Annotated in this window: 13 protein-coding genes; 2 read left to right on the top strand and 11 right to left on the bottom strand. The window is 39.5% G+C overall.

Annotated features, from left to right (window positions below):
• Positions 1-24: 24 nt before the first annotated feature.
• On the bottom strand, positions 25-1,461 hold the full coding sequence (locus BQ5364_RS10230; RefSeq protein WP_071144252.1) for an acyl-CoA carboxylase subunit beta: 1,437 nt from the start codon (positions 1,459-1,461) through the stop codon (positions 25-27).
• Positions 1,462-1,688: 227 nt separating this feature from the next.
• On the opposite strand from BQ5364_RS10230, the gene BQ5364_RS10235 reads away from it, so the two are divergent.
• Both BQ5364_RS10235 and BQ5364_RS10240 read left to right on the top strand, forming a co-directional pair.
• Positions 1,689-3,476 carry an aminopeptidase P family protein gene (locus BQ5364_RS10235; RefSeq protein ID WP_071144253.1) on the top strand — a complete coding sequence of 596 codons (1,788 nt, stop codon included), beginning with the start codon at positions 1,689-1,691 and terminating at the stop codon, positions 3,474-3,476.
• 27 nt (positions 3,477-3,503) lie between these two features.
• On the top strand, positions 3,504-4,877 hold the full coding sequence (locus BQ5364_RS10240; protein WP_004613812.1) for a peptide MFS transporter: 1,374 nt from the start codon (positions 3,504-3,506) through the stop codon (positions 4,875-4,877).
• A 62-nt stretch (positions 4,878-4,939) separates the two neighbouring features.
• Here the strand turns inward: BQ5364_RS10240 and BQ5364_RS10245 are convergent, their stop codons facing one another.
• The 10 genes from BQ5364_RS10245 to BQ5364_RS10290 all read right to left on the bottom strand — a co-directional run bounded on the left by BQ5364_RS10245 (position 4,940) and on the right by BQ5364_RS10290 (position 15,393).
• Positions 4,940-6,931 (bottom strand): 2-isopropylmalate synthase, encoded by a 1,992-nt coding sequence (locus tag BQ5364_RS10245; protein ID WP_022250412.1) that lies wholly within the window; start codon positions 6,929-6,931, stop codon positions 4,940-4,942.
• A gap of 103 nt (positions 6,932-7,034) precedes the next feature.
• On the bottom strand, positions 7,035-8,276 hold the full coding sequence (locus tag BQ5364_RS10250) for a D-alanyl-D-alanine carboxypeptidase family protein (protein WP_004613814.1): 1,242 nt from the start codon (positions 8,274-8,276) through the stop codon (positions 7,035-7,037).
• Between the two features lie 10 nt (positions 8,277-8,286).
• Positions 8,287-8,856 carry an SMC-Scp complex subunit ScpB gene (scpB, locus tag BQ5364_RS10255; RefSeq protein ID WP_004613815.1) on the bottom strand — a complete coding sequence of 190 codons (570 nt, stop codon included), beginning with the start codon at positions 8,854-8,856 and terminating at the stop codon, positions 8,287-8,289.
• Positions 8,846-9,631 (bottom strand): segregation and condensation protein A, encoded by a 786-nt coding sequence (locus tag BQ5364_RS10260; RefSeq protein ID WP_004613816.1) that lies wholly within the window; start codon positions 9,629-9,631, stop codon positions 8,846-8,848. Before BQ5364_RS10260 ends, scpB begins: the two co-directional genes overlap by 11 nt.
• Positions 9,632-9,719: 88 nt before the next feature.
• A complete protein-coding gene (locus BQ5364_RS10265; RefSeq protein WP_022250415.1) occupies positions 9,720-10,754 on the bottom strand; it encodes a sulfate/molybdate ABC transporter ATP-binding protein in 1,035 nt (344 codons plus the stop codon).
• 1 nt (position 10,755) lies between these two features.
• Positions 10,756-11,427, bottom strand: coding sequence for a molybdate ABC transporter permease subunit (gene modB / locus BQ5364_RS10270; protein WP_004613818.1), 672 nt, complete (start codon positions 11,425-11,427; stop codon positions 10,756-10,758).
• Positions 11,428-11,430: 3 nt separating this feature from the next.
• Entirely contained in the window at positions 11,431-12,228 is a 798-nt protein-coding gene (modA, locus tag BQ5364_RS10275; RefSeq protein WP_022250416.1) for a molybdate ABC transporter substrate-binding protein, read from the bottom strand.
• Between the two features lie 17 nt (positions 12,229-12,245).
• The gene (gene moaA / locus BQ5364_RS10280) at positions 12,246-13,211 is read right to left on the bottom strand and encodes a GTP 3',8-cyclase MoaA (protein WP_044987713.1); all 966 of its coding nucleotides are present in this window, start codon (positions 13,209-13,211) and stop codon (positions 12,246-12,248) included.
• Positions 13,208-14,080: a metallophosphoesterase gene (locus BQ5364_RS10285; RefSeq protein WP_071144254.1), complete on the bottom strand. Its 873-nt coding sequence runs from the start codon at positions 14,078-14,080 to the stop codon at positions 13,208-13,210. The genes moaA and BQ5364_RS10285 overlap by 4 nt, the downstream gene beginning before the upstream one ends.
• 107 nt (positions 14,081-14,187) lie before the next feature.
• Complete coding sequence (locus BQ5364_RS10290) at positions 14,188-15,393, bottom strand: D-alanyl-D-alanine carboxypeptidase family protein (protein ID WP_004613822.1); 1,206 nt, start codon at positions 15,391-15,393, stop codon at positions 14,188-14,190.
• Positions 15,394-15,480: the final 87 nt, after the last annotated feature.

Below are 15,480 nucleotides of genomic sequence, written 5' to 3' on the forward strand. Positions count from 1 at the left end.
TTTTCTTCACTTTGCCTCACCTCACTAAACCGTTCCGTGTTTTTTTGCCGGGCGGTCTTCTCTCTTTGTGAACAGCATCTCAAATGCACCTATCAAATATTTTCTTGTATCTGCAGGTTCAATGATCGTGTCTACATAGCCACGTCTTGCCGCAGATATCGGACTTGACTGAATCTCTCTGTATTCTGAAGCCTTTGCATTGATTGTCTCTGCATCCGAATCCGCATACATAATTTTTGCTGCCAATGTCGAATCCATCATTCCAATCTCTGCTGTTGGCCATGCGTATACCATATCAGCCCCGATAGATTTGCTGTTCATTGTCACATAAGCACTTCCATATGCTTTTCCAATAATCAAATTTACTTTTGGTACTGTTGCATTTGCAAATGCATAAGTTAATTTTGCCGCTTCTCTTGCAAGCGATTTTTCAGAACATTTGCTCGCCTCAAATCCTGTCACATTTGTAAGGGTTACAACCGGGATATTGAATGCATCACAGAAGTTCACAAAATCAGCCGCTTTCTTACATCCGCGTACAGACAATGTTCCGCCAAATTCCTGCACGGCGTTGCCTTCTTCATCATATATCTTCGCGCGATTTGCAACGGCTCCGATTGTCATTCCATTCAAGCGGATAAAACCGGTCACCATATCTTTTCCGTATTCTTTCTTTGTCTCAAAGAATACATTGTCATCAGATACTAAAGCAAGAACGATAGAAGTATCCTCGACTGCATTGTCAATACCTTCACAAACACGATTCAAATCATCCAGACACTCATCATAAGACGCATCATCTTCATTGTTTGTTGGAAGCATGCATACTAAAGAACGAATCTGTCCAAGGATCTCCTCCTCTGTTCCAACTCCATCAACCAAACCGGATTCTTCGCTTTGGAATTTTGCAGATGAAGTGTCACATTTTGAAACCTCATTTCCTGCAATTGCATTTGGAGCATTTAAAAATAATTTCCCATTTCCTTCCATAAAAGTAAAATCAGTCATCGCAGATGCAACGGCAAGTCCACCACCGCATTTTCCAAAAACTGCTGTAATCTGTGGAATCACCCCAGATGCCATAGCCTGTTTCATATAAAGGCTGCCAAATCCATTCAATGCATCCGTTGCCTCTTGAAGTCTTAATCCTGCGCAGTCTACAAGACCAATAACCGGTGCTCCCATCTTCATTGCCATATCATAAATATTGGCAATCTTCTTTGCGTGCATCTCTCCGATCGCTCCTTTTAAAACAGAAGCATCCTGGCTGTATACGTACACCAAATTGCCATCAATCACTCCATAACCTGTGATGACACCATCAGCCGGAGTCTCTTTCTCCTGCATGTTAAAGTCGGTTGTTCTTGCTGTAACTGCGCCACCGATTTCAACAAAGCTTCCTTCGTCAAGTAAAGTGGCAATTCTTGTACTTGCGAGGTTTTTAGATATTGTGTTGCTCATAAATCTAGTCCTCCATTTTTATATATTTTTTAAAAGTTAAACCAATTTTCTGCCAATTTTAATTATATCTTATATTTTTAGAAATAGCAATTCTTTTTCCATAATATTTGATATTTTTTTCACATACCCTACTTTCTAAAAAAAACATTTGTACCTGTCTTTCGTTTATGCTACAATTCAACTTACGGGATAATAATTTACTAAATTACTTTAAGGAGGTATTCGGATTGAACGTATCAGACAGAATAGCGAAGCTTCGTTCCTTTATGGAAGAAAAACATATCGATGCTTATGTTGTGCCATCTGCAGATAATCACCAAAGTGAATATGTCGGTGAACATTTTAAATCCAGAGAATTTATCACTGGTTTTACAGGTTCATCGGGAACCGCTGTAATCACAAAAGATGCTGCAGGTCTTTGGACAGACGGACGTTATTTTATTCAGGCGGAAGCTCAGCTTGCCGGGAGTGGTGTAACACTCTATCGCATGGGTAACGCGGGAGTTCCAACTGTCTCGGAGTATCTTGACTCTGTACTCCCTGAAAATGGGACTTTAGGATTTGACGGACGTGTCATCGCTATGCAGGAAGGAAAAGATTTCGCAGAACAATTTTCTTATAAGAATATCCGTATTGAATACTCTTACGACCTTGTGGATGCCGTTTGGGAAGAACGGCCAAGCCTTGCAGCCGAACCTGTATTTTTACTGGATGAAAAATTTTCCGGTGAAGCCACAACTTCCAAACTCTCTCGCTTGAGAGATGCAATGAAGGAAAACGGTGCTGACGTACATGTTTTAACTACATTGGACGATATTGCATGGCTTCTTAATATCAGAGGAAACGATGTAATGTATTCTCCTCTTGTTCTAAGTTATGCTGTAATCACAATGAATGAAGTACATTTATTTATAGATGAAAGCAGACTAGATGAACATGTAAAATCAGAACTTAAAAAGGATAATGTTGTTTTCCATCCATATAATGACATTTATACTTTTGTAAAAGACTTTGATTCTAATAACACAGTCCTGATTGACCCTGCAAGAATCAATTATGCTTTGTATAATAATATCCCGGATAGTACAAAAAAAGTTGAAAAGACCAATCCTACTATTTTATATAAAGCAATGAAGAATGATGTAGAAATTGAAAACATCAAAAAAGCACATGTAAAGGATGGCGTTGCTCATACGAAATTCATGTATTGGTTAAAAACAAGCCTTGGCAAAGAAAAGATGACTGAGATGAGTGCATCAGACAAACTTGAAAATCTGCGCGCCCAACAGGAAGGTTTCTTATGGCCTAGTTTTGAGCCAATCTGCGCATTCAAGGCAAACGCTGCAATGTGTCACTACACTTCTTCCGCAGAGACAGACTGTGAGTTGACAGCCGGAAATCTGTTCTTAACAGACACTGGTGGAAATTACTATGAAGGTTCCACAGATATTACAAGAACTGTTGCTTTAGGAGAGATCAATGATGAGTTGAAACTTCATTTCACAACAGTTTTAAGAAGTATGATGAACCTGTCAAGAGCCAAATTTTTGTATGGCTGCTGCGGTTATAATCTTGATGTATTAGCCCGTCAGCCAATGTGGGAATTAGGTCTTGATTACAATCACGGTACCGGACACGGCGTTGGTTATCTTCTAAATATCCACGAAGGACCTACCGGTTTTAGATGGCGCATTCGCGGACATGAAGCGCATCCGTTGGAAGCCGGCATGGTGATTACAGATGAACCTGGTATTTATATCGAGGGTTCTCATGGTATCCGTACCGAAAATGAATTAGTAGTACGAAAAGGTGAAGAGACTGAGTATGGACAGTTCATGTACTTTGAGCCAATCACCTATGTACCTATTGATTTGGATGCAATCAATCCAGATCTTCTGAGGGAAGATGAAAAAGCCTGGCTGAATGCATATCATAAGCAAGTTTATGATATCATCGCTCCTCATCTGACAAAAGAGGAAGAAGAATGGCTTCGCATCTACACGAGAGAAATTTAAAATAACTTTATTTGGAGGACTTTATTTATGGGAACAGCAAAAAAAGCAAAATATCCGATTGGATTTTACATTTGTTGTATCACTTACACATTTGAACGTTTTGCGTTCTATGGTACAAAACCGCTTTTAGCCTTATTCCTTGCTGCATCTGTAGCAGAAGGCGGTATCGGAGTAACTAAAGCACAGGCTGGTGAAATCGCAGTTTGGCTTACTTCACTTACATACATCACACCAATTATCGGAGGATGGTTAAGCGACCGTTTCTTAGGTGCCAGATATGCCGTTACACTTGGATGTATCATCATGGGTCTTGGATATTTCTGCGGATGGCAGGCACACAGCGTACCTATGGTATGGGTAATGATTTTAGTCGTATCTATCGGTACTGCATTCTTCAAGGGAAACCTTGCTGCTATTATCGGACGTCTGTTTGATGACCAGGATTTACTGGATTCAGCATTTTCTATCCAGTATTCATTCGTTAACATTGGTTCTTTCTTTGGATCTATGATCTGTGCAACATTATATATGTACACATTTAAGCAAGGACAGATGTTAGGTTTCCGTCAGGTATTCTTACTTAGCGGTATTCTTGTAATCATCGGTGGTATTTTCTTTACACTTTGCTATGGAAAATTACAGGGACAGGGTATCAAGCCATTTAAATATCTTACAGATACAAACGGAAATGTAATCGGTGAAGTAAAGAAAGAAAAGAAAGAAAAATCAACAGCTCCACTTACATCAAAAGAGAAGAAAAACGTATGGGCTATCGTCTTGGTATCTGCCATCTCAATTATTTTCTGGCTGGCTTACTATCAGCAGGACGTTGTTCTTACATTCTACTTACAGGATTATGTAAACAGAGACCTTGGTTTCTTCGAACTTTCGCCAGCTCACTTAACAACAACATGGAATGGTCTGTTATGTATCGTTCTCAGTTTGGCAGCTGCTAAATTGTGGGCAAAATTAGCAAAAAGACCTCAAGGTGACTTGTCAATGTTCAGCAAAATCACTCTTGCATTTGTATTCTTGGGAATCTCTTACATTATGCTTGTAATGACAGAGTTAACAAGAGGTGTTGGTGCTCCATCTTCTGTAAAAGGTAATGTAATGTGGATCTTCTTATTCGGAATCTTCCTTACAATCGGTGAGATTTGCTTCTCCCCACTTGGAAACTCTTTCGTAAGTAAGTATGCTCCAAAGAAATACTTATCTGTATTGATGGGTGTTTGGACTTTAGCAACATTCTTTGCAAACTTAATCAACGGTCAATTCCAGAAAATCGTTGAAAAAATGGGTATTATGCCAGTATTCGTAACATTTGCAATCGTTGCATTCATCTGTGCGGTTGTTATGTTCTTACTGACAAAACCATTAAACAAGTTAACAGAAGAATAAGTTTCCATACAAAAAACTGGTTTGAAAATAAAATTCAAACCAGTTTTTTTCATATTTTTGATTTATTCCTTTCGATTCCGATACTGCACAGGCGTCATATCATATGCCTTTTTAAATAATCTGTTAAAATGCTCTACATTCTGATATCCAACTGCCAATGCTACTTTTTCTACAGTCATGTTTCCTGTCTTCAACAAATTCTTTGCTTTTTTCATTCTTGCTTTTTTAACGATTTCTCCAAATGTCATACCTGATTTTTCCTTAATATATTTTGACAAATACGGCTTTGATAAAAAGAATTTTTCAGAAAGATCATCTAAAGTCACATGCAAATAATTCGCCTGGATATAATTCAAAATTTCTATCATTCTCTCCTCTTTTTCGTCGTTAGCATGCTGTATCTCTTCAATTTTATTTACCGCAACGGTCAATGCCTCTATAGATGCCTTGATGATATCTGCATCAATTCCAACTCCCCAGTATACCTTTCCTTTACAGTTTACCCCTACATATGCCACTGCCTTTGACGACGAGCCTTTAGTAAGAGAATGTTCTTCATAAAAAGATAACTCGTAACCGATATTAAAATATTGTTTGATTGCATTGCTGACAGCATCCAACCGTCCATTTCCAACACCCATCATCACATATTTTCTGCCATCATAGCCAATAGTCACATCTGCTTTCATTCCATCTCCCTGTTCAAAATGGCATTCATCAATTGCAAACGTATTTTTGACATGAATATAATTCTCTTCAAAAATATGATAAATCCATTCCGGAGTAAGTTCTTTATGCGCCTTGTCTGACACATCCTTCACAAGATAACCAACTTCCTCCCGCATTTTTTCTGGAAGACTAATTCCAAAACTTTGTTTTAATATGTAGTTTACGCCGCCTTTTCCTGACTGGCTGTTAATGCGAATCACATCTGAATCATATTCTCTTCCAACATCTTTTGGGTCAATCGGAAGATATGGAACTGTCCAATGGGCGCGCTCTTTTTCTTCTCTATATGCCATTCCTTTCGCAATTGCATCTTGATGCGATCCCGAAAATGCAGTAAATACCAATTCTCCAGCATATGGCTGTCTTTCGTACACATGCATTCTTGTCAGTCTCTCGTATTTTTCACAAATCTCTCCCATATTTGAAAAATCAAGTTTTGGATCCACGCCATGAGAAAACATATTCATCGCCAGTGTGATGATATCCACATTTCCTGTTCGCTCTCCATTTCCAAATAAGGTTCCCTCGATTCTATCAGCTCCTGCAAGCACACCAAGTTCTGCATCACAGACTCCGCATCCTCTGTCATTATGTGGATGCAGACATAAGATCACATTCTCTCTGTACAGCAGATTTTTACTCATATACTCTACCTGTGTTGCAAACACATGCGGCATTGCATTTTCAACAGTTGTCGGAAGATTGATGATGACTTTATTATCTTTCGTCGGTCTCCACTCTTCCAACACTGCATTGCACACCTCCAATGCATAATCAACCTCGGTTCCAGGAAAGCTCTCTGGGCTGTATTGAAATGTAAAGTTTCCTTCTGTCTCATCCGCAAGTTTTTTTAACAGTTTTGCACCGTCGATTGCAATCTGCTTTACTTCTTCTTTTGATTTTTTGAACACCTGCTCTCGTTGCGCTACCGATGTCGAATTATATAAATGAATTACTGCATGCGGTGCTCCTTTGACTGCCTCAAATGTCTTCTTGATGATATGTTCACGCGCCTGCGTCAGAACCTGAATCGTCACATCATCCGGAATCATATTCTGCTCAATCAAGGTTCGCAGAAACTGATACTCTGTCTCTGAAGCTGCCGGAAAACCAACTTCAATCTCTTTGAATCCAATTGCTAAAAGCATCTGAAAAAATTCTATCTTTTCTTCCAAACTCATCGGCTCAATCAGTGCCTGATTTCCATCTCGCAGATCCACACTGCACCAAATCGGCGCTTTGTCAATATAATCTTTTTTTACCCAATCATAGCTGATTTCAGGCGGCATAAAATAACTTCTCTCATATTTTTCAAAATTCTTCATCTTTCTTACCCCTTTGTTAAAATAAATCAATTTTATTATCTTTATTTATCCTACCATATTTATCCATCACGCAACAGTGACAAATTTAATCATTTTTATTGATTTATTTTAACATATACATAGTAAAGAGCTTTTGTAAGTACCATATAAATGTTTTTTGCGGCACTGACTTTGTAATTACAAGCGGATATTCCTTTATTTTAAAATCTTTCAGATAATATGTAACACTCCCTACAGTCTCTCCTGCCTGGACGGGCGCTTTCAATGTCTTTTTAATATCAGTCTTGATATCTACTGTTTCCCCCTCCTTCAACAAAAATGGCAGTTCCTGCGTATCTGTTTTGATTTTTGTCTCTGCCATCGCCACATCAAAAATATCATCACTTTCCGGAATCCCATTTTCAACGATGATACAAGAGCTGTCCTGTTTTTGGAATACATTCTCGTATTCATATTTTTGAAGTCCATACTCCATCAATGCTTTCGTATCTTTCCATTTATAACCTTTATTGTTTGGCCACCCACACCCTAAAAGTGCCACGATAAATGTCCTTTCTCCCTGCTTTAAAGCCCCAACATAGCAATACCCCGCATCACCTGTAAAACCAGTTTTCCCAGACAGTGCTCCATCCATCATCCCTAAAAACACATTATGATTATTACAGGAAAATTGTCGCTTTCCTTCTACATCTGTAAATGTGTGGTTCTGCGTCTGGGTTATCTCCAAAAACAGCTCTTTTTGAGGTGAAAGCTTAATACAATACCGCATGATTTTTGCCAGTTCTTCCGCTGTTGTAGAATGTTTCCCATTTTCATCAGAAGCATCCAGACCGTTTGGTGTTATAAAATATGTATCCTTACATCCGATTTTTTCTGCTTTCTCATTCATCATTCGAGCAAATCCCTCTACTGTTCCTCCCACCTGTTCTGCAATTGCAACTGCCGAATCATTGTGTGACTCCAACATCAAAGAATATAAAAGATCACGCAGATAGAATTGTTCTCCATTTGCCATTCCCAAATGTACTCTCGGCTGTCTTGCCGCATTCTCTGACACTGTGACAATTTGATCTGGTTTTCCTTTTTCCAACGCCAAAATACAGGTCATAATCTTTGTCGTACTCGCCATTGCTTTTTGTTCATATCCATTCTTTTCAAACAAAACACGCCCACTGTCCGCATCCATAAGGACCGCTGACTGGGCGTATAATTGTTTTGGCTCCTCCTCTTTTGCATATGAGGTTATCCCAAAAAGGAGCGCACATGTCAATATAAATACTAATATCCGTTTCACGATGTCCCGCCTATTGATTCTTTTGTTCAATATATGCAATGCACGAAACATCCATTCCTATTTAGAGGTTCAGACGCAACTGTACCTCATCTTCTGCCTCCGCTTTGAAATCCTCCATTTTTTCCGGATTGATACTCGGAAGCTCATCGACAGACTGCACACTGAATCTTCTAAGAAATTCTTCTGTGGTGCCGAACAAAAGCGGTCTTCCAGGCGCATCCATTCTTCCGACCTCCGCAACCAGATCATATTCAATCAGCTTGTTAACTGCATGGTCTGATTTCACCCCACGGATCTTTTCAATCTCAAGCTTTGTAATGGGCTGTTTATACGCAATAATCGAGAGCGTCTCCAGTGCAACATCCGTCAGAACATGACGTTTAGGCTGTTTGGCAATTCGGATCAAATACTCATACGTATCCTTTTTGGTACACATTTGAAATGCATTTTCCAATTCAATAATATGAATTCCCCTATCTTCTTTTTCATATCGATCCATCATATTGTGTATTACTTTCCGTGTTGTCTCCACATCCTGCTCTAATGTTCTTGCAATCTTATCAAGTTCAACCGATTCTCCCATTGTAAAGAGAATTGCTTCTATAATCCCTTCCATCTTTTTAATCTTCATTCTCTGTATTCCACCTTTCACCGGATTGTGAATCTTGTCGAGAAGTAATCATAATCTCTCCAAATGTATGCTCCTGTTCAATCGTGATCGCTCCGATTTTCATCATCTCCAAAACAGCAAGAAATGTAACTACAATGTGCAGTTTTGACTTCTGGTGCATCAAAAGATTACGAAAGCTGAATTTGTGATGTGTTCTGATATACTCATTCAGATATTCCATCTTATCATCCACGGTCACTTCTTCTTTCTCAATTTTACCAAATATACTTCTTACAGGATCTATCTTATCATTTTGACGTCTCATGACATCTTTAAATATCCGATTCAGTTTTGCCAAAGTAAGTCCATCCAAAAGCTCATCCAAATCAAATGGCTGTTGATAGGTTTTGACTTCCTCCGGTATATCCGGGCCTTTGAACATCATACGCTCACCATCAATCTGACGATCCCGAAGCTCATATGACATATATTTATACATCTTATATTGCAAAAGCTGCTCTACAAGCTCTTGTCTTGGGTCTTCCTCTTCCCCCTCTTCGTTGACTTCTTTCGGAAGAAGCATCTTGCATTTAATGTCCAACAGTGTTGCTGCCATCAGAAGAAATTCGCTCATAATATTCAAGTCCTTCTTCTGCATCTCACGGATATAATCCATATACTGATTGGTAATCTCCACAATCGGAATGTCATAGATATCAATCTTATTTTTTTCAATCAAGTGCAAAAGCAGATCAAGCGGTCCCTCAAACACTTGCAATTTCACCGGTATTCCCATTTATCTGTCTTCCTTTTCCCTTACTCACTGCTATTTATTATACGGGATAGTACACTTTTCGACAAGTTCTTTCTCAAGGATTCCGCTATTACTGCTGCAAAAATAAAAGTGCCTCTTCCCAAAGAGAAATATACACTTCTTCCTTTTCATGATAAACCAAAACCTGGCTTTTTGGAAGTTGCATGCGCAGAGGTTTTTTCGCCCCATCCGGTCTCAGAAGATAAATCATATCAAAGGTCGACTCAATCACATCCTCCACAACACATTTTGCATCCGCATATTCTCTTTCCTTGATTACTTTTATATCATGCGCCCGGATTCCAAGTGCTTTTCCAATCACTTTTTCTGAACATACAATTCTTTTTCTGATGTTCCAGTCCTTACAATATATATATTGCCCCTCTGTTACCATCTCTGTTATGTTTTTACACCCCGTCAGGATTGCTGCTGAAACCGTCCTTGGATTTTTGAAAATTTCCTTTTTTTCACCTGTCACTTCTACTTTTCCGTTATGAATCACCGCCATTTTATCACAGAGCCGATAAACCTCATCTCTGTTGTGAGAAACGAAGAGAATTGTGCTGTTATATAATTTTGCAAGCTCCATGATCTGCTGTTCCAATTTCCATTTTAAATAGCTGTCAACTGCTGAAAACGGTTCGTCCAAAAGTATCATCTCAGGATTGAGAATGAGAATTCTCGCAATGGCCACTCGCTGTTTTTGTCCACCTGAAAGCATATACGGATATTTTTTTTCAAACCCTTCCAGAAAAAACATCTTCACAAAACGCGCGACCTCTTCTTTTCTTCGCTTTTTCTCAATACCGATTCCGATGTTTTCTTCAACAGTCATGTTTGGAAACAATGCATAATCTTGAAATAAATAACCGATTTTTCTCTTCTGAGGCGGCAGGTTAATATGTTTTTCCGAATCAAACAGCACTTTGCCATTCAACACAATCTTTCCCGTATCCGGTCTCTCAATCCCTGCGATACATCGAAGTGTCAGACTTTTTCCACAACCGCTTTCCCCAAGAACAGCAAAAAATTCATTCTCTGCCTCAAAAGCCACATCCAAGGTAAATCCTTCTATTTTTTTCTTAATATTTACCGAAAGAGACATCTTATTTCCTCCTAATTGCATATTTCATCTGCTGTCTGTTTACAAGATTCATAAGCAAGATTGACAAAAAAGAAATCAGCATGATAACCCCAACCCATTGATATGCCTGTGTGCGGTTTCCGTTTTGCATGGCAGAATATACCGCTATCGCCACTGTCTGTGTTTTTCCCGGAATGTTTCCGGCAAGCATGATTGTTGCGCCAAATTCTCCGAGAGCTCTTGCAAATGCCAGAATCGTTCCCCCTGCAATTCCCGGAAAACAGTTCGGGAAAATAACTTTCCAAAAGATCGTGTAATTAGAAAGGCCTAACGTTTGTCCCGCATACACTAGATTCTGATCCATCTGTTCAAATGCACTGCGTGCAGTTCGGTACATCAATGGAAACGATACAACCACAGATGCGATCACCGTACCTGCAAATGAAAATACAATCGGCATTCCATGTTCGGAAAGCCACGCTCCCAACGGACTGCTTTTTCCAAAAAAAAGCAATAGAAAAAAGCCGACGACTGTCGGCGGCAGTATCATCGGCAATGTTAATATTGTATCCAATACCGCTTTTCCATGCTTTATTTTTATCACTTTATAGGCAATCCAAAGTCCGGCAAAAAATGTAATGACTGTTGCCAGACACGCTGTTTTTAACGATAAAAGAAGTGGTGAGATATCCATTGATTACTCCTCATAATTCGTAAATCCATACGCTGTAAATACAGATTTTGCTTCATCCGTTTTCAAGTATTCCATAAATTGTTCTGCCGCTTTGGCATTCTCACTGGATTTGACAACTCCCGCCGGATAGATTACCGGATCACATGTCCCTTGCGGTGCTTCACAGATTACTTTCACATTCTCTTCTATCATCGCATCTGTAGCATAAACAATTCCGCAGTCTACATTGTTTGTGGCAACCCAATCCAGTACCTGTCTGACATTAGTCGCCAAATTCGCCTTCGCTGCGACCTGATCCCATAATCCCAAATTTTTATAAATTTGTTCTGTGTACTGTCCTACCGGAACATCAGCATTTCCAATTGCAACCATGGATACTTTATCTGTTGCCACGTCTTCAAAAGAGCTGATCTCTGTTTTCGCATCTTTTGGCTGAATCAAGACAACCTTATTTTCCAAAAGTTTCACAATACTGTCCTTTTTAATAAATCCACCTTTATCCAATTCATCCATCTGTTTCATCGCCGCAGAAATAAAAATATCTGCCGGAGCGCCTTCTTCAATCTGCGTTTTCAATGTACCGGAAGAATCAAAATTAAACACAAACTTTACATTTTCGTGTTCTTTTTTATATGTCTTAGAAATCTCCGTCAATGCATCTGTCATGCTGGCTGCCGCCAATATGTGCAATTCAACTTCTTGTTTCCTCTTTTCTGCTTTCTTTTCTTCTTTTATACATCCCGCCATACCAATCATAACCGCAAACGCAGTTAATAAACACACTAACTTTTTTCTTTTCATTTTGTCTATCCTTTCTTTTATCCTCCGATTCTGGACATTGCCTCTCCCTCTATGCAATCACATCCAAATCGATGTTCTCTTGGTTTTTCAAGTAATCCCTTTTCCAATAATTGCTTCAATTCCTCTTCGCAGGCACCTTGACGCAAGGCGCTCTTTAGATCTACCGCATTTTCTGATTGCAGGCACAACCGTAGTTTTCCATCACAAGTGAGACGTATACGGTTGCACTGATTACAGAATTTGTGACTGACTGCACTAATAAAGCCAATCTTTCCACAAAACTCAGGCAATTCATAATAGACACTCGGACCAAATCCGATTCGCTCCTCGCACCTTCTCATAGGACCATAAACATCTTCTAGCAATGCCTTTATTTCTTCTTCCAGATTTCCCTTTTCCTCTTGATTCTGAATCGGCATCAGTTCAATAAATCTCACATGAATTCTATATTTCTTTGCGATTTCTGCCACATGTACGGCATCTTTTTGCCAGTCTTTTCCAGCCAGAACACAATTTATCTTCATGTTGATCTGATCATAGGGAATAACCGAAGAAATTCCCTTCCACACATCTTTTACCTCACCATTTCGTGTCAGTTTTCGAAATTTTTTCTCTTCCAATGTGTCCAGACTGATATTGATTCCATCAATTCCCGCTTTCGACAACTGTTCAATGTAGTTTGGAAGCAGAATACCGTTCGTAGTAAGCGTTACCGTCTCAATTCCTTTGGTCTTTTTTAATCTTGCAATAAATTCCGTCACATTCTTTCGAAGCAGAGGCTCGCCTCCAGTTATCTTTATGTGTTTGATTCCCAGTGCTGCCGCTGCCTTACCCACTGTTAACAGTTCCTCATAAGTCAGCACTTCACTGTGAGGAATCCACGTCACACCTTTTTCCGGCATACAATACACACAACGCAGATTGCATCGGTCTGTGACAGATATTCGAAGATAATCAATCAATCTTCCATACTGGTCTTTCATGATTTTTCTCCTCCTATCTGAAGAACAATCATCTCCGCCGGATTAAAAAGACGAAACCGAAACGTATGCGTTCCAAGTCCTTTGCTTACTACAACAGCCTTTTCTCCTTCCATAGTCAATTCGCCTGAATATTTCGGAAATAACCTTGCCTGAGGCGTAATGACACCGCCAAGCTTCGGAACTCTCACAATCCCTCCATGCAAATGTCCGGACAAAATTAAATCTGCTCCCCATTTCAGATAGGTCTTTGCAAACACCGGGTTATGCGCAAGCAAAATCTCATAATGTCCCTCAAAAGCTTCACCGATACAGCTTTCTACTTCTTCCACCGGAAGTTCTATATTTTCAAATTTTTTATAATATCGATGCGGAATTTCCAACCCATATACATCAACAGCCTGTCCATCCCAGCTTAATCTGACTCCTTCATTTTCCAAAAAGTGAATTCCTGCACGCTTTAACTGTTCTTGATATACCGCATAAGTCTCACCATATTTTTCTGTATTTTCCTTCATCCGCTGTTCGTGATTCCCATTGGCATAATATACATCACAAATAGCAGGAAGTGCAGAGACAAATTCTTTTGCTGGCTTTGGCGAAACTCCTTCTTTCCCAATCAACATATCTCCGGCAATCAGTATCAGATCTTGGTTTTCTCTTCGTATTGCCGTCAAAAGCTTCTGATTATTCTTTCCATAACATTGGTTATGCAAGTCACTTAGCACAACAACCTTCCGTTTCCTCTTCAGCTTTTGCAGTTTGGATGATTGTATATTGTAATAGGTCGTTCTAAATACATGATTCTCCCGCCAAGATTCCATAAGCACGGTCAATAACACGATTCCAAGTACAATAATCACATTTCCCATACCGCCACTCCCGCCTTCTTTTTCTTTTCCATTCCATAAAACAGTACAGATCCAAATCTGAACCTGTACTATTATTTCTCTAGCATTATATAATTTTTTAACTCATTCTACAATAGAAAATTTTGAAATATCTCTGCAAATGCATGTTTAAACTGCATTTTCCCTACACTTTTTTGTATCTGAATCGAAATCTCCCCAATTTTCTTTCCATTCAACAGATATGTAACCGTTCCGACTTTTTCTCCTTTTTTTACCGGAGCCTGTTTTTCCTGATCGATTTCGATTTTTCGCTTTATCCCTGATAAATTGGCTCCTGTTGTGTCAATATATTGAAATTCCGTCTCCACAGCGACAGGCATCTCTTTTTCAATTCCACCCCTTATTTTCAAAGGCTCTAATTCAAACGGAGTGGTATCTTTGTATTTCGTACATTTTCCAAATCCATAATTTAGAAGCGTTGTCGCATCTTTAAATCTCGCCTTCGGATCCGGCGCTGCCATGATTACTGCAATCAGTTCTAAATCATCTTTCTTTGCAGTTGCTGACAGACAAAATTTTGCCTTGCTTGTCGAGCCGGTCTTTAGTCCTGTCGCATACTGATATTGTCTGATCAGTTTGTTGGTATTCGCAAGGCCAAACTCCGTTGTCCCCTTCTTGGTCGTATGTGTAATGTTTTCCATCCATATCGTAGAATAGTCGTGAATTTTCGGATATCTCGTAATCAATTCTCTCGACATCAGGGCAATATCCCGCGCTGTCGTCACATGTCCGTCTGCATCAAGTCCATTACAGTTCAAAAAATTCGTGTGTTCCATACCGAGTTCCTTTGCCCTTGCATTCATTTTTGCTACAAATTCTTCCTCACTGCCCCATATGTGCTCTGCCATTGCCACACAAGCATCGTTCGCACTCGCCACCGCAATACATTTTATCATCGTATCCACAGTCTGTGTCTCTCCCGGCTCTAAAAACACCTGCGAGCCACCCATGGACGCCGCATACTCCGATACGGATACTATGTCAGTCAGCTTTATTTTCTCATCTTCCAACGCATCAAAAATCAACAATAATGTCATTACCTTCGTGACACTCGCCGGCGGAAGTTGTTCATCTGCCGCCTTCTCGTAAATTACCTTTCCGGTAGACACCTCCATCAAAACAGCCGATGGTGTGCTGATTTCCAGCTCCCCAAAAGCAGATTCCTCTGTTCCGGCTTTCGTTTCCTCGTAAAGTATTCCTTCGCTCTCTGACATTGCACACACATCTGTAACGCATAATACCAGACTTACCATCAGTGCTAGAAACCTTTTCATGGCAACTTGCTCCTTTATAATATTTTTCGTCTACTATCATTGTAATGACTGTTTTTAAAAAATATGCAACCTTCTCTACTTTCATCT

The sequence above is a fragment of the Coprococcus phoceensis genome, from assembly GCF_900104635.1.
Classification (GTDB): Bacteria; Bacillota; Clostridia; order Lachnospirales; family Lachnospiraceae; genus Faecalimonas; species Faecalimonas phoceensis.

Excerpts from the sequence above, each read along its gene's own strand:
- BQ5364_RS10230 (WP_071144252.1), bottom strand. The coding sequence starts at position 1,461 with ATGAGCAACACAATATCTAAAAACCTCGCAAGTACAAGAATTGCCACT.
- BQ5364_RS10240 (WP_004613812.1), top strand. The coding sequence starts at position 3,504 with ATGGGAACAGCAAAAAAAGCAAAATATCCGATTGGATTTTACATTTGT.
- BQ5364_RS10245 (WP_022250412.1), bottom strand. The coding sequence starts at position 6,931 with ATGAAGAATTTTGAAAAATATGAGAGAAGTTATTTTATGCCGCCTGAA.
- BQ5364_RS10250 (WP_004613814.1), bottom strand. The coding sequence starts at position 8,276 with ATGTTTCGTGCATTGCATATATTGAACAAAAGAATCAATAGGCGGGAC.
- scpB (WP_004613815.1), bottom strand. The coding sequence starts at position 8,856 with ATGAAGATTAAAAAGATGGAAGGGATTATAGAAGCAATTCTCTTTACA.
- BQ5364_RS10260 (WP_004613816.1), bottom strand. The coding sequence starts at position 9,631 with ATGGGAATACCGGTGAAATTGCAAGTGTTTGAGGGACCGCTTGATCTG.
- BQ5364_RS10265 (WP_022250415.1), bottom strand. The coding sequence starts at position 10,754 with ATGTCTCTTTCGGTAAATATTAAGAAAAAAATAGAAGGATTTACCTTG.
- modB (WP_004613818.1), bottom strand. The coding sequence starts at position 11,427 with ATGGATATCTCACCACTTCTTTTATCGTTAAAAACAGCGTGTCTGGCA.
- modA (WP_022250416.1), bottom strand. The coding sequence starts at position 12,228 with ATGAAAAGAAAAAAGTTAGTGTGTTTATTAACTGCGTTTGCGGTTATG.
- moaA (WP_044987713.1), bottom strand. The coding sequence starts at position 13,211 with ATGAAAGACCAGTATGGAAGATTGATTGATTATCTTCGAATATCTGTC.
- BQ5364_RS10285 (WP_071144254.1), bottom strand. The coding sequence starts at position 14,080 with ATGGGAAATGTGATTATTGTACTTGGAATCGTGTTATTGACCGTGCTT.
- BQ5364_RS10290 (WP_004613822.1), bottom strand. The coding sequence starts at position 15,393 with ATGAAAAGGTTTCTAGCACTGATGGTAAGTCTGGTATTATGCGTTACA.